The organism is Paenibacillus ginsengarvi (assembly GCF_003626695.1).
Taxonomy (GTDB): domain Bacteria; phylum Bacillota; class Bacilli; order Paenibacillales; family NBRC-103111; genus Paenibacillus_AB; species Paenibacillus_AB ginsengarvi.
In genome coordinates, this window is record NZ_RBAH01000026.1 from 29,940 (window position 1) to 49,755 (window position 19,816).

Annotated in this window: 15 protein-coding genes and 1 riboswitch; of the genes, 2 read left to right on the forward strand and 13 right to left on the reverse strand. The window is 57.6% G+C overall.

Going from position 1 to position 19,816, the window contains the following annotated elements; all coding sequences use genetic code 11:
- Nucleotides 1–2 precede the first annotated feature (2 nt).
- The 11 genes from D7M11_RS27760 to D7M11_RS27810 form a co-directional block, all read right to left on the reverse strand.
- Nucleotides 3–1,043 (reverse strand): FecCD family ABC transporter permease, encoded by a 1,041-nt coding sequence (locus D7M11_RS27760; RefSeq protein WP_120750528.1) that lies wholly within the window; start codon nt 1,041–1,043, stop codon nt 3–5.
- Nucleotides 1,043–2,014: an ABC transporter substrate-binding protein gene (locus D7M11_RS27765; protein ID WP_120750529.1), complete on the reverse strand. Its 972-nt coding sequence runs from the start codon at nt 2,012–2,014 to the stop codon at nt 1,043–1,045. Before D7M11_RS27765 ends, D7M11_RS27760 begins: the two co-directional genes overlap by 1 nt.
- Before the next feature lie 242 nt (nt 2,015–2,256).
- Nucleotides 2,257–2,472: riboswitch (cobalamin riboswitch) on the reverse strand.
- Between the two features lie 276 nt (nt 2,473–2,748).
- On the reverse strand, nt 2,749–3,258 hold the full coding sequence (locus tag D7M11_RS27770) for a GyrI-like domain-containing protein (RefSeq protein WP_120750530.1): 510 nt from the start codon (nt 3,256–3,258) through the stop codon (nt 2,749–2,751).
- A 37-nt stretch (nt 3,259–3,295) separates the two neighbouring features.
- Nucleotides 3,296–4,297 (reverse strand): hypothetical protein, encoded by a 1,002-nt coding sequence (locus tag D7M11_RS27775; RefSeq protein ID WP_120750531.1) that lies wholly within the window; start codon nt 4,295–4,297, stop codon nt 3,296–3,298.
- Nucleotides 4,298–4,354: 57 nt separating this feature from the next.
- Nucleotides 4,355–5,206, reverse strand: coding sequence for an RNA polymerase sigma factor (locus D7M11_RS27780; protein WP_240041333.1), 852 nt, complete (start codon nt 5,204–5,206; stop codon nt 4,355–4,357).
- Nucleotides 5,207–5,300: 94 nt separating this feature from the next.
- A complete protein-coding gene (locus D7M11_RS27785) occupies nt 5,301–6,173 on the reverse strand; it encodes a sugar phosphate isomerase/epimerase family protein (RefSeq protein ID WP_120750532.1) in 873 nt (290 codons plus the stop codon).
- Between the two features lie 240 nt (nt 6,174–6,413).
- Nucleotides 6,414–8,441, reverse strand: a complete 2,028-nt coding sequence (locus D7M11_RS27790; RefSeq protein ID WP_120750533.1) for a family 10 glycosylhydrolase — start codon at nt 8,439–8,441, stop codon at nt 6,414–6,416.
- 343 nt (nt 8,442–8,784) lie between these two features.
- A complete protein-coding gene (locus D7M11_RS27795; protein ID WP_120750534.1) occupies nt 8,785–10,272 on the reverse strand; it encodes a sulfatase family protein in 1,488 nt (495 codons plus the stop codon).
- Between the two features lie 103 nt (nt 10,273–10,375).
- Complete coding sequence (locus D7M11_RS27800) at nt 10,376–11,827, reverse strand: ABC transporter substrate-binding protein (protein WP_120750535.1); 1,452 nt, start codon at nt 11,825–11,827, stop codon at nt 10,376–10,378.
- Nucleotides 11,828–11,869: 42 nt separating this feature from the next.
- Nucleotides 11,870–12,688: a carbohydrate ABC transporter permease gene (locus D7M11_RS27805; RefSeq protein ID WP_120750536.1), complete on the reverse strand. Its 819-nt coding sequence runs from the start codon at nt 12,686–12,688 to the stop codon at nt 11,870–11,872.
- 16 nt (nt 12,689–12,704) lie between these two features.
- A complete protein-coding gene (locus tag D7M11_RS27810; protein WP_120750537.1) occupies nt 12,705–13,613 on the reverse strand; it encodes a carbohydrate ABC transporter permease in 909 nt (302 codons plus the stop codon).
- Between the two features lie 361 nt (nt 13,614–13,974).
- Here D7M11_RS27810 and D7M11_RS27815 point away from each other — a divergent pair, with 361 nt between their 5' ends.
- Nucleotides 13,975–15,513: a response regulator gene (locus D7M11_RS27815; RefSeq protein ID WP_120750538.1), complete on the forward strand. Its 1,539-nt coding sequence runs from the start codon at nt 13,975–13,977 to the stop codon at nt 15,511–15,513.
- On the forward strand, nt 15,506–17,344 hold the full coding sequence (locus D7M11_RS27820; protein ID WP_240041341.1) for a cache domain-containing sensor histidine kinase: 1,839 nt from the start codon (nt 15,506–15,508) through the stop codon (nt 17,342–17,344). The genes D7M11_RS27815 and D7M11_RS27820 overlap by 8 nt, the downstream gene beginning before the upstream one ends.
- Before the next feature lie 430 nt (nt 17,345–17,774).
- Here the strand turns inward: D7M11_RS27820 and D7M11_RS27825 are convergent, their stop codons facing one another.
- Entirely contained in the window at nt 17,775–18,779 is a 1,005-nt protein-coding gene (locus D7M11_RS27825; protein WP_120750540.1) for an asparaginase, read from the reverse strand.
- A gap of 131 nt (nt 18,780–18,910) precedes the next feature.
- Complete coding sequence (locus tag D7M11_RS27830) at nt 18,911–19,615, reverse strand: copper homeostasis protein CutC (RefSeq protein WP_120750541.1); 705 nt, start codon at nt 19,613–19,615, stop codon at nt 18,911–18,913.
- Nucleotides 19,616–19,816: the final 201 nt, after the last annotated feature.

Consider the following 19,816-nt stretch of genomic DNA (forward strand, 5'->3'; position numbering starts at 1 on the left):
GATCAACCTTTCAGCGTTTTCTTTTGTCTCGATAACAAATAGGCAAAAAACGGCGCGCCCAAAAACGCGGTAACGACGCCGAGCGGAATTTCCGTCGGACTGAGCACCATGCGTGCCAGCGTATCGGCCCAGAGCACGTAGATGCCGCCGAACAAAACCGACAGCGGTATAATGAGGCGATAGTCGGGACCGACCATCAGCCGTACCAAATGAGGCGTAATAAGTCCGACAAAGCCGATGACCCCGCACACCGAAACCGCGGCGGCGGTTAATATCGTCGAAACGAGCAGGACGACCCACTTCGTCCGGTCTACACGCACGCCAAGGTGCGCAGCATGTCTCTCGCCGAGCGCAAACAGATTAAGCGGACGGCCATAAGCGATCAGCACCGCCGCGCCCACGAGGAGATACGGCAGAATCACCGTCGTGTAGGACCAACCCCGCAGCGACAAACTGCCCATCAGCCAAAACAAAATTTCGTTTACGACTTTGCTCGAGTTGAGCGCTACCATAAACGATACGATCGCACTTAAAAAGGAAGAAACGACGACGCCGGACAAAATGACCGTCTCCGTGCGAAACTTGCCTTGAACGCCGGCCAGCCGGAACACGACCCATAGCGTGCCTAGACCTGTCAAAAAAGCGACGACCGGAATCGACCACATGCCGAACAACGCATAGTGAAGCCCGAACAGGATGAGGAAGGCGGCGCCGACCGACGATCCCGAAGCGACGCCGAGCGTGTACGGATCGGCCAGCGGATTGCGCAGCACGCCCTGGAAGCCCGCGCCGGATACGGACAAAGCCCCTCCAATCAGCACCGCCAGCACGATGCGCGGCAGGCGCACCTTCATTATGATCTGCTCCGTGGACTGCGGCCACGTTACCGGTACGGAATCCCCGACGAAAGGCAGCAGCTTCAGCAGCACTCCCCATACGTGCGGAATCGGAATATGCGCCGATCCGAGCGACAAACTGACGACGACGGATAGAAGAAGGAGCAGCAACCCTGCTGCTCCCCATAAAAAGAGCCTTCGTTTCATTATTTCACCAGCTCCGGATAGATCCCTTTGGCCATGTCGAACAGCGCCTTCGTAATTCTCGGACCCGGACGCGACAGCAAATTATCGTCGAGACCGATCACCTTGTTCGATTGAATGGCGGCGATTTTATCCCAGCCGGAGCGGCCGCGAATCGTTTTCTCCAGATCCGGCACCGCTTTGGCGAAGAAAATGACGTCTGGATTTTGCTGAATGATCTTTTCTTCGCTGATCTGTTTCCAGCCCTGCAGATCGGACGCTACGTTGATGCCGCCGGCAAGCGAAATCATATCGTCGAGAAATTCGCCCTTGCCTACCGTCCAGCCCGGGGAAAACTCAATGTACACTTTTTTCTTCTGCTCCGGCTTCAAGCCTTTCAGCGCATCGACAACTGCCTGCTTCTCTTTTTTCATCTGCTCGACGATCTTCTCGGCCTGCTCCTGCCTGTCCAAAATACGCCCGAACAGCAATATACGCTCCATCGCTTCATCGATCGTTTTCGGATTCGTCTGGAACAAGTTCAGCTTCAACTCGTTCAGCTTTTGCACCGACTTCACGTTTAGCGACAGTCCGGCGAAAACGATGTCCGGCGCGGCGGCAATGATCGATTCGGCATTGCCCTGCAGGTCGCCCATCTTCGGCTTGCTTTTCGCTTCTTCCGGATAATCGTCCAGATTGGATACGCCGACGATTTTGCTGCCGAGTCCGAGTGCGAACAGCACCTCCGTCTCCGTCGGCGAGAGCGATACGATGCGCTCCGGCGCCTTCGCGAATGTGAACTCTTTGCCCGAGCTGTCTTTGATCGTGAACGGGTAAGTTGTGCGTTTGCCCGACTCCGTTCCGGATTTGGCCGTGTCTCCGGCGGAAGACTGCACCTGCGCAGGCTCCTTCACTGCTCCGGTTTTCGTTTGCCCGCACGCCGATACGGTCAGCGCAATGGCGAAAACGAGCGAAAGCATCCCCAGCTTTTTCATTTTTTCCCCTCCCCAATGTGCCCCAAAAAGTGATGCGAAGCTTCGTAGCCTAGTCCTATTACTTTTCGGGGACCCCGAGACTTTTACCCCAAAAAGTGATGTGAAGCTTTGCAGCCTTAAGCCAAAAAGCCCCTATCCTCAAGAGGACGGGGCAAACACAGCAAATACGGGCAAACGCGCACCGGGCGCGCGCGGTAACTTGATCCCGAATAAGCCGGCTCCTTTTCCTCGAAGGACTCCACATAGGCTTACCAAAACAGGCAGGTCTCCTGACTCATAGGCGCGCTTCATTGATCAAAAAAGCGCCGCTTTCCCGCCTTCCCGGCCGCTTTTCGCGGTCAGTGGCATCATGAGAAAGCTCCTATTTCACAGTGGCGGGACCGTGTCGGATTCGCACCGACTTCCCTTTTAACCCAGGACGCGTTTCGGCATCCGGGCACCTGTTGGCTATTGAATGGTATTTCATCAGAACATTCCAAGTCTGTCTTACGCATCGATTATAGGGGAAATCGGGACCGCTGGCAATAGCTTTCAAATAGGCATTCAACCAGCCAAGCCCCAAGCGAGCATCACTGCTCCGAAGCCAATGCCAAGCAGTCCTACCGCAATTGCCACTACATCAAGAAAGCCCGGTTCGAGGAAACCGGGCCATATTACTGTTTCGAAACAAATTCACGATTTTTGTAAATCATCATGGCGAAGTATCCATTCGTTCTCCTTCCGCCAAAGCGAGCTTATTTGGCGCGAATCGGGAAATACACGTCGATCTCGGAGTTCGGGTCGTTCGGACTCGTGTAACGCTGATCGTAAAACTCGAACTCGTATTTGCCGGTACGCGTCCCACCGTCGTATTCGTAAGCATTCTCCCGCAGCCAGCTTCCCCAAAAATGCTTATACACGTCATTGATGCTATCGAGCGGTCCGCGCATCGTCAGCACGATATACCGGGCGGCCGGAACCTCGATGCGCTCCATGCCCTCAGGGACCTCGCATTCCCCGGTAATCTGCACACCGGCCGTATAATCAAATGGCGCGCCCATACCGCTATCCGGTTTTTGCAGCATCAATCCGTAGCTGCGCCAGCCGAGCTGATTCTGAATTTCCTGCATTCGCATGCCGAACCGTCCCCATAGCGCCGCAATCGCATTTTCCGACGGAGGCTTGCAGGAATCGGGCTGGATCGTTTCCGTCATCCCGATGACGGTAAAAGCCGGTTTCTCAACGATTTTCGTTTCAATAATCATGGAACTGCACACTCCCCTCGTTCGATACTTTTGCCCGTTAATGAATCCACTGTTCGGACCAATACCCCTTCATAAAACCGAGCAGCCGCTCCAGCACGTCCACGCCAGACGTCTCTGACTCCTTGGCGGTCCGCAATAGGCATACCGCGCGTTCGGCCGTTTCCGGATCACCGGGTTGTCCGCCTTGGGGAAACGGGAACATCTCCCTAAGCTCGGCCAATGCTGAAGCGGTTCTGTCGTAGTGCGCCGCCGCTTCGGCCGCCATCTTGCGCACCGTCCGCTCCACAACGTTCGTGCCGTCCCACCGGACGACGAGCTCGCGCAAAAACTGCGCGGCATATTCGCGGGCATCGCTAATGACGGCCGTGTTGTAGGCGTTGCCGAACGGATCGGCCTCCAGGCGCTCCATACAGGCGATCCACGCGTCGTAGCCCGCCAGACCGATCTGGTACTTGCCCTGAAACACATGCTGCCACTCCCGCCCCCGGGCATGATCGACGATCATGTCGAGCGCCATCCGCAGCGTTTCGTATTTCGAATGCGGCAAGCTTTCGGCAATCGTCGTCACCCATAACATGTTCCGCTTTTCGACGAAATCTTCGTACAACAAGGTCCCTTCCTTGGAAACGTCCTTGGCGTGAAAAAGCCGCCCTTCATCGTCGTAGCCGTATAAAAGCCCGAATTCCGGGATGAACAAATCAAACGAGATCGCCGGGATACCCCGGTCGATCGACTGATGAATCAGCTCCATCACTTTCTCCACTTTATCCGGTGAGAACGGCTTCTCCGTATCGGACAGGTTGCTAATGAACCCTAGGTTGCACAAGTTTCTCCGAATGAGATAACCCCCGGGAAACATCGTCGGTCCGGCTACGTCGATCCGGACCGGATCGATATTGATCCGGAATGCATGTCCGGTAATTCCCATCACGTCTACGAGCGAGTAATGGCTTTTGTCGGTATAAGCGACCGCGCCGTGAATCGCGGCAGCCGCCGACGTCCATGTCCGGGACCAGTCTTTAGCTTTCGTTTCGCTCATTACACATCAACCTCCAGCTTCGGGAACAAGGAACGATAGGAAAGGGGCGCAAGACCGCTACAAGCGAGGAGGGGGCAAAATGTGAACCCGCCTCAGTCCCAGCTCCGCCCGCCGCTGCACGTAGAGACGAATGGAGACGCGGATGCGCTCCTTCTGCACCTTCGCTTTGGAGCGGGACAACAGGTTGTATACGTTCGCCGTCGTCGTATCGAACAGCGCCGCAATTTCGGCCGGAGACAGCTCGCCGAAAAAGTGCGCTTCGAATATTTGCTTCTCCCGTTTGCTCAGGCCGTTCATCAGCATTCGCAAGCTGTCATACAGCTCGCGGCGCAGCATTCCTTTGGCCGGATCGCCGCCATACTCGGCCTCCTCGGCGGCGGAGCGGGACAGCCGGAACAAAATGTGGTCGATGTCCCCCCAATCCGTCCTGCCGGAGCCGCTCTCCGCTTCGTCCGCACGGGCATGCGAACAGGCGAAGCCGGCGAACGGGCGCTCTTTGCCGAACGGGCCGCCGCGGCGCAGCTTCATATACGCCTGATTGCGGATGATCCGCTGCAGCCAGGGCAGAAACCGGCCGCTGTCGACCAGAGAGCCGAGATGGAGAAACGCCCGAATAAGCGCATCCTGCACGATATCCTCGGCCAGAAAAGCGTCCCGGGTTATCGTGTTGGCCCAGCCGAACGCCTCGGCGCGATGAGCCCGAACCAGCTCGCCGAACGCTTCCTGATCCCCGCTCCTTGCCCGTTCGACGAGCTCGCGGTCCGCCTCCTTGCTGCGGTTGCCGGATAAACCTGCCACCGTCGGCGCGATGACGAGCCGCCTGTCCCGCTCCGGACGTTCGTATTCCGGTACAGATTGGCCTATCCGCAGCGAGTCCGCCATGCGCTGATATTCCGGCCCCTTTCCCAAAATGACAGCCTCCTCTTCCTCTTACTAGCCAGATGCCCGTATATGCGAAAATCTATCATGTTCATTCCAAACTTTTTGGACGCAAGTCCCCAAGTTAAGCTTCTTCCCAGAAACGGCGCAAGTTGTCCATCGCAATTTTGGATGCTGTCTTGCATTCCTCCATGCCCTCGAATTCCACCGTGATGTTGCCGTCATAGCCGGACTGCTTGGTCAGCTTGACGATTTTGCGTATCGGAATGTCCCCGTGTCCGACAATCGCCCCGCGCAAAAAGTTGCCGTGGGCGGTCCTAAACCAGACGCCGTCGCCCGGAAACTCGTCGTAAGGACGGAAATAAAAATCTTTGAAATGAACAAGAGACGCATACGGCAAGTTTTTCATCACCCCGATAATCGGGTTTTCGTCCACGCACATGAAGTTGCCGATATCCAGCGTCGTTTTGAAGTTCGGGCGGTCGACCGCTCTCAATACCCTTTGAACGCGGTCGCTTGCCTGCACGCTGAAGCCGTGATTTTCGATCGTTGTCGTAATGCCGAATTGCGCCGCATAATCGGCGATCATCCGGCTTCCTTTGACGATTAACGGCAAACTGTCCTCGAACCAGGCGATCGTCATCCGCTCCGGCGGCAGTGTAAAAGCGGTTACATCATGCCGCATATGCTTCACGCCCATGCGGTTAACGATGTCGACATGCAACTTGACGCGCTGCACCTCTTCCTCGAACGCCTCTTCCGTCTCCTGAACGAAGTTGGCGGGCATGGAGTAGTTGGACAGCTCGATACCTGCCGCCCGGGCGGTCTCCCGGATTGCGTCGGCGAGCTCGGGATTATCTACGACCGTGTAGCCGTACGGCACCATCTCCATATGCTCGCCGCCGTTGTCGGCGACCCACCCGATGACGTCCAGTACCGTCATTTCGCCAGATTTCAAGGCGTTCAACAAGCTGTACGTGCTGAGACCTATCTTCATCCGATCACCTCAAGGTTCATAGGGTTGCCGAAGTTTAGTACGGCCCGCTCCAAGAATGGAGCTCATTTCCATCTTAGCGAAGGAGAGGCGCCGTGTAAATCGGTTTGACGAAAAAATCGGAACAAATGTTCTCCGAAGTAATGTTAATGCGGTCAGTTGTTCACCCTGTCAAACATACATGGCAAAAAGGAACAGCAAAAACGGCCGCCCGGCACATGCCGGAAACGACCGTTTCCCCTTTTAACCTTCGCTCAGCTCGATGATCGTATGAATATGCACCCGCGGAATCGTAAAGGCGATACCGTCCGCCATTGCTTCAACCGACAGCTCCGCCCCTTCCGGCTGCACGACCGCCCGACGCAACCTGCTGTCGCGGATCACGGCACGGATATCATGGACCGGGGTAATATTTTCGATCGGGTTGTAATACGCTGTGCTTTTCTCACCCGTGTGGTTGCTCTGGAAGTTGATGACGTGCAGATACGTTTTGCCGTTCTTGCGCATCAGATTCGTCTCGATATGCGTAGGAGCCTCAACCTCTGCATAACCCGCGTAAAAGCTGCGGAGCAGATTGTCCACGATGCGCCGCACCCAGAAATGATTCGAGTGCCAGTACGAGCCGAACACCGGCGCGGCGATGTACAGCGCCGTTCCTTTGCCGTACCGATTAACACTGATGCCCGGACAGTCGCTGACGTTGCCGCCTGGCGGAATCGGATGACGGAACGCCCGGCTGACCGCCGGAACCGTAAGCGGCCACTGAATAGAACAAAGCGTTTCGGCCGTCGTCGGCACCGTTTTGATAAACGGAGCTTCGACCAGCTGCGGAATGCGGGCGATGCCCTTCCACAGCCCCTCATGCTCAGTCAAATACCCGCATCCATAGGGCGAGCGCTCCAGGTAGTTTAAGCCAAGCACCTCAGACAGCAGGAAGTTTTGACGGTTGCGGCAAAACGTCGCTTCGCCTGCCGCAAGCAGCAGCCCGCCGCCTGCGACAAACGATTCGATCCGCGCAACGGAAGCTTCCGACAGCTTGACCGATTCGGGCAGCACGACGACGCGGTACCCGTCCAAATCCGGGAAGTCGTCGTTATAATACAGATCGAACTGATGATGGCCCTCAAGCAGCATTTTGGCCGCGCCGAACGTCGCCGCATCGTCCTTGTCGTGGTACCAGTTGTTCGTATTGTTCGCGATGAGCGCTACCTCTCGGACGCTTTCCGCCCGGGTGCAGAACGCCTCACGCTCCTCGACAAAGCCGAACGCTTCGCCGATGATATCGTAGACGCCGTCTTGCAGCGTCCCATCCGGGAGCACCTGATCGCCGATGTTGATAATGCCGCCGTTCGCCAGTATGGTCGCGAATTCGTACTTGAGCTGCTCGGCCGTTTTGCACGACATCAGCCCCCAGCCTTCGGTAAACCGTACCGTCATAATCTGCACCGGCACGTCCAGCGTGCGGGCATAACGGGCGCGGATCGAATGGTTGTAGAACGAACCTGTCGCCGAAGGCTGCGATTCCCATAACCCGTAGTCGCTCGTCGCGTTGATGCGGTCCGGCTCGCCCATGCGCCAGGCGCCGTTGCAGTTCATCAGCACGTTCGGCCGAATCCGCTTGACCGTTGCTGCGATTTCCTCCATGCAGCGCGCCGCCGTATCGATACCGAAACGGAGCACCAGCTCGCGGTCCGTTTGCAGCAGCTCGGGCGTCAGCTCGCGACCGTGCTCCTCGGCGAACTTCTTATTGCAGTACGGGCAGAAGCAGTAATGGTTGTGCAAGTACGGAATATCCAGCAGATAACCGTCCATGTCGTACTTTTCGGTAATTTCCTTGATCTGCGGCAGAACGAGCTCCTCGCGGTAAGGGCTGTTCAGGCATGGCAGCTCCCATACCGTTCCTTCCGCACCGCGCACCTTGCCGTGCTCGTCCACCTGGTACCAATCGGGGTTGTCCTGAACGGCTCTCGCGTCGGTGCCAAGCGAGTAGTAGGCGATCACCTTGATGTCATGCTTGCGCGCTTCCGCCAGCACTTCGCCGAAAAAGTCCCCCTTCAGCCCGCTATGCTTGTGACCGACCGTGTTATCGTAAAAGGCGTTGCCGAAATGGCATTTCGTAAAGACGCCGATGACGTTGACCTTCGCCCGGACGAACCGTTCCACGAACGTTTTCGCGTCAAAATTGCGAATCGCCTCGCGCGGGAACTCCGGCATATGAAAATCGACGTGCACTTGGCGCATCCGATCCCAAAACCAGCTGTCTTTTTTCATGAGACGTTTATCCTCCTTATCCGGCGCCGCCGCCGAGCTTCATTAATATAGGTAAATACAGGGAGCAGGCTGCCCGAGCAGCAGCGGTACAGTGGCGCCTTCCCCGCTCTTCGTCCGACGATTCACCCCTAACGGGAAAAGCTCCAGTTAAATCGTGCCTTTAGGTTAAACGTAAAGCGCACTTGCCGCGATTCGCCTTCAGATAGTGCTCCTTTGAGCACTATCTCCACGTAAAAGACGCCACTTCGGGGAAATAGTGTTCTTTTGAACACTACCAAGCGCCATTACCCGCCAAAAGGCGTGCTAGAGCTCGATTCGCCTTCAGATAGTGCTCCTTCGAACACTACAATCCGAGCCGCTCAACCTGCTCGGGCGGCGCGCCAAGCTCCGCCAGCTTGCTAGCCAACGCCCGCTGCAGCTCCGCCAGCTTGTCTGGATGGGCTTCGGCCAGGTTGACGTATTCGTTCGGGTCCGCCTTCTTGTCGCTCAGCCAAGTCGGCGTGTCCCACGACGGACAGTCGACCGCGCGGCGACCGCCTTCGTACGGGCCGAGATCGTAAGGGATAAACCTCGCCGTGCTGTGCCCGTACCAGTACAGCGGCTTGTTGTCCGGCACCGGCGATTGGTGCAAAATCCACTCCCCGTCCGTGATCGTGACGCTGCGCCCGAACATGCCGCTCACCGCATAGCGGCGCGTTTCGGCCCCGGCATCGCGCAGCACCGGCAGCAGATCGACGCCGTGCCGATCCGGCGGGCAAGGACGGCCGACCGCGGCAAGCACCGTCGGATAAATATCGACGAGCTGGACAAGCTGGCTACGCCGCTCGCCGTGTCCATCCGTCGGATGCGCCACGATGAACGGGATATGCCCGCAAGCGTCGTGCTGATGCGTCTGCAGCTTGCCGATTCTGCCGTGGTCTCCGTTGTATGTGCCGTGGTCGGAGGTGAAGATGATCGTCGTATCGTGCCACAAATCGAGCTCATCCAGCTTGTCGAGCAGCTTGCTGAGCCACTTGTCGGTGAGCGCGACCATCGCGGCATACCGCGCCTGCACGTGGCGCAGCTCCTCCGGCGTGTAATGATTGCCCCATTTGTCGTAAGGCACCATCGATCTCCATCGGTCCACGTTATAGCCGCGCGGATCGAACTTGGTCAGCCACTCCTCCGGCGGATCCCACGGCTCGTGCGGGTCGAAGCAGTCGATATGCATATAGAAATTGTCGTGGGCCCGATTTGCCTCCAGCCAGTCGGCCGCCTGCGTAAACACCTGCGCGCAAAAATAATCTTCCTCCGACTTGCGGGTCAAGTGTACGTTCCGGTGATGGCGCTCGACCTTATGATCCGGCTCGTCCGGACACGGGAAAACGACCGGCTCGGTTTTCCAGGCGTCCGCTTCGTGACCCCGCACGAAATCGAACCCGGTGTATCCCATATGGTAGTTGCCCGCGCCCTGCTCCCACAAATGGAAATGGTCAGTCACCATATAACTGACCGGATACTGCTGCGCAAGCTGCCACGAAAGCGAGCGGTTCGGCGGTCCCGACACTTGCCGCGGCAAGTCGAGGTCGCCGTCCTCGAGCGGTCCCCAGCCCCGCTCGAGAAACTCGTAGCGCCCCGTGTAAATGTCGCGTCTGGCCGGCATGCACGGCGTCGAGCCGCACCAGGCGTTGTCGAATACGGTGCCCCGGCGGGCGAGCCGGTCCATATTCGGCGTCGGCACGACCCACTCCGGCTGCTCCGGGCTGTTTACCCGATTCAGCGGTCTGCCATGATGATAAGGTCCGCAGTGATCGACACGCAGCGTGTCGCAAACGATAACGATACAGTTCATCCGGTTCCCCTCCCAGGTGCTCCAGTCGCCCCGGTCCGCAATCAGACCATTCCCCCGATCGCCGTCTGTGCAGGCGCGGGGGAATCGGGGCCAAACGTAATCTTTATTTTTTCGTTCCGTACTGGTTGTCCTTACTCCAGTTGTTTTGCTTCATCGTCTCGGCCATGTCGGTTTTGAGCGTCTTCTGCATCTCGCTCGAGAACTTATCCAGCGTTACCGAATCTTCCATATACAGCTGGCCGATCCGCACCAGATCTTCATTCAGCTTCTTGCTGATATGGGCGGCGTAGAAGTTGACGAGAATGCGTTCGCCGACGAACTGGAAGCCTTGCAGATTGGCCGGCAGCTTGATGCCGACCAGCGTCGTCGCCGTATACATCTTGTTGCCCATGATCGTCGCCACTTCCGGCGAGGACAAATATTTCAGGAAGTCGACCGAAGCTTCCAGCTTCTCGCCGGTCACCTTTTTCGGAATCGTGAACACCATGTCCGGGTAGCCGCCAAGCTCGTAATATTTTTCGGCCGCATTCGGATTTTCCTTCTTCGTGAGGTAAGGCAGCGCGAACGTGCCGAACTCGAACTTCCGCGCCTTCGAATCCTGAATCGTATTCAGCTCGTAGTTGCCGGCCATCACCATCGCGACATCGCCGCGGATGAACATTTCCTTCGCCGTATCGCCGTTCATGCCGTTGTAGCCTTTGGCCCAATATTGCGACCAGTCCTTAATAATCGGCATAACGCCGAACCAGTCCGGGGTTTGCAGGTCGATGACGCCTTGATCGACGGCGGCGGCGATTTCGTTCAGTTCGAGCTGGCGGTTCTGATTCCAGTCGAACGTCTTGACTTTGTCCGCGGCGATTTGGTTCGTCATCAGATTCGTTACCCAAAGCAGATGGTTGTCGCCCGGCTTCGAGTTGGCGAAGGCAAACGGCGTAACGCCGGCCGCTTTCAGCTTTTTCTGCACGTCCATAAACTCGGTCCACGTTTTCGGCACCTGCAGCCCGTGCTTCTTGAACAAGTCCTGATTGTAGAAGACGCGGATCGCCAGCGTTTGCAGCGCTACGCCGGACAGCTTGCTGGAGATCGGATTTTTCATCTCGTTCAGAATCGTCGGTGTAAACGTGTCCTTCCACACCTTGTTGTCCGTGTACGGATTCGGCTTGTCATACTCCGAAGTCAAATCGACGAGCAGATCCTTGTTCAAATCTTCGTGCGTCCAGGTGTAGCGGCTCGGCACGATTTCCGGTGCCGTACCGCCGATCAGGCCGGTCGTCAGCCACGTGCGGAAGGCGTCTCCGTCGTTCGGCGCATAATCGAGCTTGATTTTGACATTCGGCTTTTTCTGCGCGTAACCGTTGACGATTTCCTGCCATACCGCTTTGATCTCCTCCTGCTTCGGCGTTTCCACGGCAAACGTCAAATTGATCGTTTTCTCGCTGCCTTCCGCAGCCTTGTCTCCGTCCGGCTTGGACGTGCCGCATGCGGCCAGAATCACCGACGAAGCTACGGCAATCGTCAAGCCTTTGGCAAACAGTCTCCCAGTTCGTTTCGACATCGGACTAACACCCCTATTGTTGTATGATGGCCTTCTTCTATCCTAACCTTTCACCGCGCCGGACGTAATGCCGGAGATGAATGGTTTGGTAGCGACGAGAAAAAGCGCGAGCAGCGGGATCGACGAGATGATATAACCGGCCAGCTTGACGCTGACCCCTTGATCCAGACTGCCGGTAACGGTGCTCAAGGCAAGTATGACCGGCTTGACCTTATCCCCGGTCGTCGAAACGAGCGGCCAAATATAGTTGTTCCAGCCGGACAAAAAGTTAATGATCGAAACCGTCGAGATGACCGGCAGCGAAAGCGGCAAAACAACCCTTGTGAAAATTTGCAGCTCTCCGGCCCCTTCGGTTTCAGCCGCCTCCAGCAGGCTGCGCGGCAGCCCCTCGAAAAACGTGCGCATCAGAAACGTCGCCATCGAAGCGCCAAACGCCATTGGAGGAAAAATTTGCCCTTGATACGTATTCAGCATGCCCAGCTTCTGCACGAGCAAAAACTGCGGGATCAGAATGAGAAAGCCGGGCACCATCATCAGCGACAGGATGAGCATGAACAGCACGTTTTTGCCCGGATACGAAAAGCGCATGAACGAATACCCGGCGAACGACGAGATGATCAGCACGCCGACCACGATGCAGCTGGAGATGAACACCGTGTTCCAGATGAAAGGCCCGATCTGCCGGAACGCCGTCACGTAGTTGTCGAGATGCAGCGGCAAACCGATGCCCCAGAAGTTCAATATCATCTGCTCCGAATATTTGAGCGAGCTGACGATCAGCATATAAAAGGGAAACAATGTCAGCCCGAGCAGGATGGCGAGCGCCGCGTAGTGCGGCACGGCCGATAGCTTGAATCGCATAAGCCATTCCTTCTTTCTAGTCGATCGTTTCGGTATTTTTGACAAATCGGTTGTTTGCCCATGTCAGCACGAGCAGCAGAGCGAACAGGACGAGCCCGATGGCGGAGGCGTACCCCATCTTGCTGTAGGAGAAGCCTTGAATGTACAAGTAAAGCGCCGGGGTCATCGTCGATTGGCCGGGACCGCCGTTGGTGAGCACGAGAATGTTCTCGAAGCTTTGAATTTGCTGAATGACCGTCAGCACCGCCACGAGCTTGAGCTGGCTGCGGACGAGCGGCAACTCCAGATGGATGAACCGCTGCCAGGCGTTCATCCCGTCAAGCCTCGCCACCTCGAACAGCTCGGTCGATATGGCCATCAGTCCGGCCAGATAGATCAGGAACGTAATGCCGCCGATCCACGGAAAGCCCACGAAAATGACCGAAGCTAGCGCCGTCTTGCTTTCGCCGAGCCAAGCGTGGGTCCACGACTCCAGCCCGAACTGCTCGAGAAGCTGGTTCAGCACGCCGTAATCGCCGGCAAAAATCCACTGCCACGTCAAATAAATGACGATGCTCGGAATGACGAGCGGGATGACGAACCACAGCTTGAACATATTTTGCAGCCGGATCTTCTTCACATGGAACACGAGCACGGCGGCCAGCAGCGGCACGGTCAGCTGAATGAGCACCCCGGTTACGGTGAAGACGCCCATGTTTTTCAGCGATACGTAAAAGGTCTTATCCTGAAACAGCTTGATAAAATTGTCCAGCCCGACGAACGTCCGGACGTTGGCGCCGTTCCAGTCGTAGAACGACATAATCAGCGCGTTGAAAAACGGAATGTACTTGAATGTGGCGAGCACGGCAAACACCGGAATGAGGAACGCGTAGCCCTTCCAATGCTTGCGTAAAACCCGTGTTGCCCGCGATGCGGTTGCAGCCATGATGTGTCGACCTCCCGACGAACGTATTGCGGCTATGAAAGCCGAATCCCGCCCGGCTCCGTGAGTTTATCGGCCGGTTTAGGACTTCGGCGGCATGAGACGGTGTTTTTTAAGGAAATGCCCTCGTCGCCTCTTTCGATACGTTAACTGTACGTGAAAACGTTTTACGTTTCGAGGTGACATTTTTTGTTTTCGAGGGGGGCCATTTTTTTGCATCTCGTTCGGACCGGGCGCGAGTAAGGGAAGGGCGGCCGACATATGCTATACTTAGGGACAAGATAACGCGGCCTCGGGCTGTCCCTGACAAAAGGGGCAGCTGACGCGGATCGAAACGATACCAACCGGAAGGGCGGGGATTCGTATGAACGTATTGATCGTAGACGACCAAAGGCTTTCCCGCGCCGGCCTTGTCAAAATGATCGAATGGGAAAAGCTCGGCCTCACTCCGGCGGGAGAATGCGCAAACGGGCGCGACGCGCTGGAGCGGATCGGGGATGCGGAAGCGGACATCGTCATCACCGACGTCAGGATGCCGGTCATGAACGGGCTCGAGCTGATCGAGAAAGCGAAGGAGCAGTACCCCGACATTGCCTATGTGATCGTCAGCGGCTACGACGACTTCGCGTATGTGCGCAAATCGGTCCAGCTTACCGTGGCCGACTATTTGCTCAAGCCGGTCGACCCGAAGGAACTGAACGAATTGCTGGCCAGACTCGTCAATCGCGGGGAGCAGCGGCTGAAAAAGGCGGAAGCGGATCTTCGCGGCTCGCGCGAGCAGTTTTTCCGCTACTTGCTTGAAGGCGCTTACGGGGAGGACGGGCCGGATATGCTCGCAGAGTTTGCGGAAATCCGCTTCGCCGGTCCCGGTGACCGGTTCGTAGCCGCCGTATTTGAGAGCGAGCTGGACAAGCCGTCCGTATACGAAGCGCTGCGGCCGCTAGGGGAGCGGATCGCTGCCGTATGCGTCTTTCGCACCCGCGGCGTTTATATGCTGATCGCAGCCGGCCCAACGCTTATGGCCGATGCCATCGCTGCGGAGCTAGAGCGTGCGGCCGCGGGTAACGGCCAGGCATTTGCAAGAGTCAGCATCGGACGCGCGGCGGAAGGGATCGGGCGCGTGAAGGAAACGGCCGGAGAGGCGTTTGACGCCTATACGATCCGAACGAGCCGGGGCGGAGATCGGGCGGAGATGCCGGTCACGTTCGGAGAGATGGAGGCGCAAACGGCCGACTTCGTGCCGCTTACCGCCGCCTGGGAGCAGGAGTGGGCATTCCATCTTCGCCAGGGCAACCGGCGCGAGGCGCTGGACAAGCTGGGCGAGCTGCTCGACACCGGGCACTCCGCCCATCCCGACATCGTAGACGGCTCGTACCATTACGTGCTGCTGCGCGGCGCCCGCGAGCTGTACGAAGCCGGTCTCATCCGTGAGCCCGACTTCCTCGAAGCGTGCCGCATCGCCCGCTCGCTGCCCCGGATCGTATCGCTGGAGGACAAGCAGCGGACGGTGACGGATTTTTTCCGCCGGCGCCTGAAGGAGACGGACAGCGAAAACGCGATGGAAGCGCGTCTCGCCGTAGAGAAGGCGAAGGCGTACATCGACGCCCATTTTTGCCAGACGATCAACTTGTCGGAGCTTGCCCAGAGCAGCTATATGAGTCCGGGCTATTTCAGCTCGCTGTTTCGCCAGTACACGGGAAAAAACTTTCTCGAATATGTCGCCCACCTGCGGATCGAACACGCCAAAAAACTGCTGGCCGCCGATCCGAGCCGCAAAATCGGAGACGTAGCGCTCCAGTGCGGCTACCAGGATCTCAAATATTTCCGCAAGTTGTTCAAGCGCCATACCGGCATTACCCCGGTCAGCTACAAGGAGGACGCGTCCGGTGACCGGGATGATTGATCGCGCCATACGCAGCGTAAGCGGCAGCATTCGCAAGAAGCTGTTTCTGTCCTATTTCATCGTTATCGTCATCCCGCTCGTGCTGATCGGCAGCATTCTGTTCGTAACGATGCTCTCCATGACCGAGCGGCAAACGCTCGATAAACGGGCGGTGGAGATGAAGCTGGTCTCCCAGCAGCTTCAGGCTTACACCGATCAGCTCGAGCTATACTCCCGGGTCATTTATACCGGCGAGGTGCAAGCGCTGCTGAACGCCGGGCCCCCGGCCGACGCCATCGCCTTCACCCGCTGGAGAGGGGCGCTGTTCCAGCAGTTCGAAGAATGGTACGGCTATATGAACATTAAGGCGGCGATTCAGAACGTAACGATCGTACAGGCCGACGGCAGGACGATCGTCAAGGAGCCGTCATATGCGCCCGACGTGTCGTTCGCCGATCAGCCTTGGTACCGCGAGGCGATCGCCCGGCAGGGCGAGGTCGTTATCGCCGGACCGTTCGTCCGGCCTTTCGCAAATGCGCGCCCCGCAGACGGTCCGTTTACATTCTCGCTCATCCGCAAAATCAACAACCCGCTCGGCGGAGCGGATCTTGGCGGCATCGTCGTGGACATTGGGGTCATGGACCTTGCCCGTCTGCTCACGAGCCTGAATTTGCGCAATATGACGATCCTCAACGAAGACGATGTCGTCGTCTACGCCGACGAGACGGAAACGATCGGGCAGCGCTGGCCTTACGGCGCGAGCATTCGCGGTGCCGATTCGGGGTGGATCGATACGGACGGGGGACGAATGTTCGTCAATACGGGAGAGCTGCCTGCGACCGGCTGGCGATTCGTCAGTCTGGACCCCATGAGCTCCCTGTCCGTCTACGCCATCGCGTTCCGCAATCTGACCGTCGGCGTCGGGCTTATCGCCCTGCTCGTCGCCCTTGCCATCTCGACCTTCATCGCCGGACGCATCACGGAGCCGCTCCGCACGCTGCGGCGCCATATGAAACAGGTGCAGGACGGCCGTTTCGATATCCGGCACGAGGTAACCCGCACGGACGAGGTCGGGCAGCTCGCGAGCAGCTTCAACCAGATGACGGAGCGGGTACAAACGCTCGTCAACGACGTGTACAAGGCGGAAATTATCCGCAAAGAAGCGCAGCTCAAAGCGCTCCACTCGCAGATCAATCCGCACTTCCTGTACAACACGCTCGATTCGATGAATGCCATCGCCATGCTGCAGGACGTCCCGCTGCTCGGCCGGATGTCGAAAATGCTGGCCGACATGTTCCGCTACAGCATTTCCCAAGGCGAGCCCGTCGTGCCGCTTGGCGAGGAGTTAAAGCAGGTGAAGCGTTATGTCGAAATCCAGCAAATCCGCTACGACCACAAGTTCAACTTGCTGCTATCGGTGCCGGACAGGCTGCTGTCATACCCGATCCCGAAGCTGACGCTGCAGCCGGTTGTGGAGAACGCCGTTTATCACGGGCTCGAGATGATCCCCGACGAGGGCCTTCTGGCGATAACAGTCTACGAAACGGCGGAAGGCGTCGTTATCGAAGTATTCGACAACGGAGACGGCATTGCCGCAGAGGAGCTGGAGCGAATCCGCCAGCGGATGCGGGAGCCGATCGATTATGCCGATCATCTCGGGCTCGCCAACGTGCAGGAGCGGCTGCAGCTCCATTACGGCGACGAGTACGGGATCTCGATCGACAGCTTGTACGGCAGAGGAACGAACGTTGTGTACCGGCTACCCCCATTTCGCATGGACGGGAGCGGGGACGGAGACGGGGATGGAGACGGGAATGTGGACGCGGCTCCTCCGCAGGCTCCGTCCTCCTAGCCGGTTAACGGCTGGCTGGCCGAAGGCGTGCGTCCGACCGCCTGGTCGCGGCGGGAGGCGGGACATTTGCGAGTACATGCGGGGCTGTTGTGTTGTGCATAGCGGTCTTTCGAGCCACTTATTTTTTCAGAGAGTAGTCTTTTGGAAAAATAGAGTGTTTTTGGGACTCTTATTCCTGCCGACACTCCCATGTATTACGATTTCGGCAGCAACTAAGAGTCCTGAAAGGCTTTTATCCTGCAGATTTTCCCGAATAAAGCGGATTTAGCATGCTCAAAAGACTCTTATTGCTCCATTGGTGGCGGGCGATATCGAACCGTGAGCGTTGGCCAACCGGGCAGCGCAAAAAGGGGATGTCTCCAAACACAAAAGGACCTCAAGCTCCACTACGAAGTGGAAGCCGAGGTCCTTTTTCGCAAACAAAATCGGTTTACTGCTTCTGCAGCCGGAATACGGGGCGATTCTCGCCGACGATCGTGCCGTTTCCGTTCGCAAATAACTTCGGACAGAGCCGGTACAGCCGCTCGATCGTTTCGGTACGGTCGTAGCCGATCTGCTCCAGAATCGACGCGACGATCATCGGCCATTTGTCCTCGGAGCCGTCCATCACCTTCAGCGCGAAGGCGGTACGCTCCTTGCGCAGTCCGAAGCAGTATACGCCCTTGGCTCCGCCCTTCGCCACGATATTGTCGTCCATCAGCAGCGTGGAGCAGATCATGTCCGTGCCCGATACCATCTCGTAATGCTCGTTCATCAGCTTCGTCATCTTCTCGACGGCCGCGCGCGTTTGCGGGTCGGCTATCAATTCCGGGCAAGCCAGCTTCAAATACGCCTTCGCCAAATTCGACAGCGGGAGCGCGAAAACGGGGAAGCCGCAGCCGTCGATGCCGATGTGGATGTGCTCCTGCGGATATTCGGACAACTCCGCCAGCGCTCGGATAATAGCCTGCTGCGCCGGATGCTCCGGCTGATCGTAACCGGCAAGCGGATAGCCTTCGCTCACGCACAGCGCTAGTATGCCGAGGTGCTTGCCGGAGCAGTTGTGGTACAGCCGGCGCGGCGGTTTTCCGGCCTCGACCAGCGCATCCTTCGCCTTCACGTTTAGCGGATACGAGCTGTGGCAGACGAGGTCGCTCTCCAACACGCCGATTTTGCCGAGCATTGAGGTCAGCACTTCGACGTGAAAAGGCTCCGATCGGTGCGAAGCGGTCATGATCGCCTGCTCTTTGCCGGTCAGCCCGAACTTGTCCCCGATACCGAGCCGGAACGACGGGATAGCTTGAAACGGCTTAGCAGCCGACCGCAAATAAGTCATATGATCCGGGTTACCCACCCGATAGACGGTATCGCCGGAATAAGCCACTCCGCATATATGTCCGGCATATTCGCATTCAACCAATCCGCCGCGAAGCTCTTCGATTAACAATTCGCTCATGATGTTATCCTCCCGGGATGTGTGTGGTAGATTAACGGAAAAATCGCCCCTTGCAGCGGCGGCCACCCGCGTATCTTATTCAACCGTGAGTCCCGGTCGCCGTCAAGGCTCCTAAGTGGTTTAAACGAATATCACGACCGGCGGGCCGACTCGGCCGCCACAATGTCCGCCGCCGCTCGCACCTTGTCCGGATCGACCGTCTGCAACGGGTCGGAGCCTCGTCGCACGCCGGTGCCCATATGAACCTCGGAGACGCCCGTCTCCCTCAAAAACGATGCAAGCGACGCCGTGTTCAGCCCGCTTCCCGCCAGCAGCGTAATCGACAGCTCGCGGCCCAAGCGGTCGAGCTGCCGAATGGTCTCGACGGCATCCAAAACGCTCGACTGGCCGCCCGAGGTGAGCACGCGCCGAATTTGCGGATACTGCCCAAGCAGGCGGAGCGACGCCGTCAGATCGGCGGCTTCGTCGAAGGCACGGTGAAAGGTTACCGATAACCCTCCCGATACAGCCAAAACTCTTTTTAGCACTTCTTCATCCACGCGCCGATCCGGCGTCAACGCGCCGAAGACGATTCCCGCCGCACCAAGCTCGCGGATCTCGCGAATATCAGCAAGGATCGTAAGTTTATCGTCCTCGTCGTAGCAAAACGTATTGGCATGAGGCCTAACCATTACGTGCACGGGAATCGTTACGGCTGCCAGCACTTGCCGGATCAAACCGATGCTTGGCGTCACGCCGCCCTCGCGGATGCCGGATATAAGCTCGATCCGGTCGGCTCCGCCGGCCTGCGCTAGTCTGGCGTCAGTTACGCTTGTTGCAATTACTTCCAGCATCATCTGTCGCTTCCCTCTTTCCTGTTCGGTCGTCGGCTGCCGGAACGGGATGAACGGCGAAACGCGTTCCCCCCAATCACGGGCAGTCGCGCACCAAGTTCAACGACTGCATTCTACCACAGCCGGACGAGAAAAGAAAAGCGCGAAATGAAATACCGCTCTACTATCAGTTTACGCGGTTCAAGCCGCAAGAGCGAGCCAAGT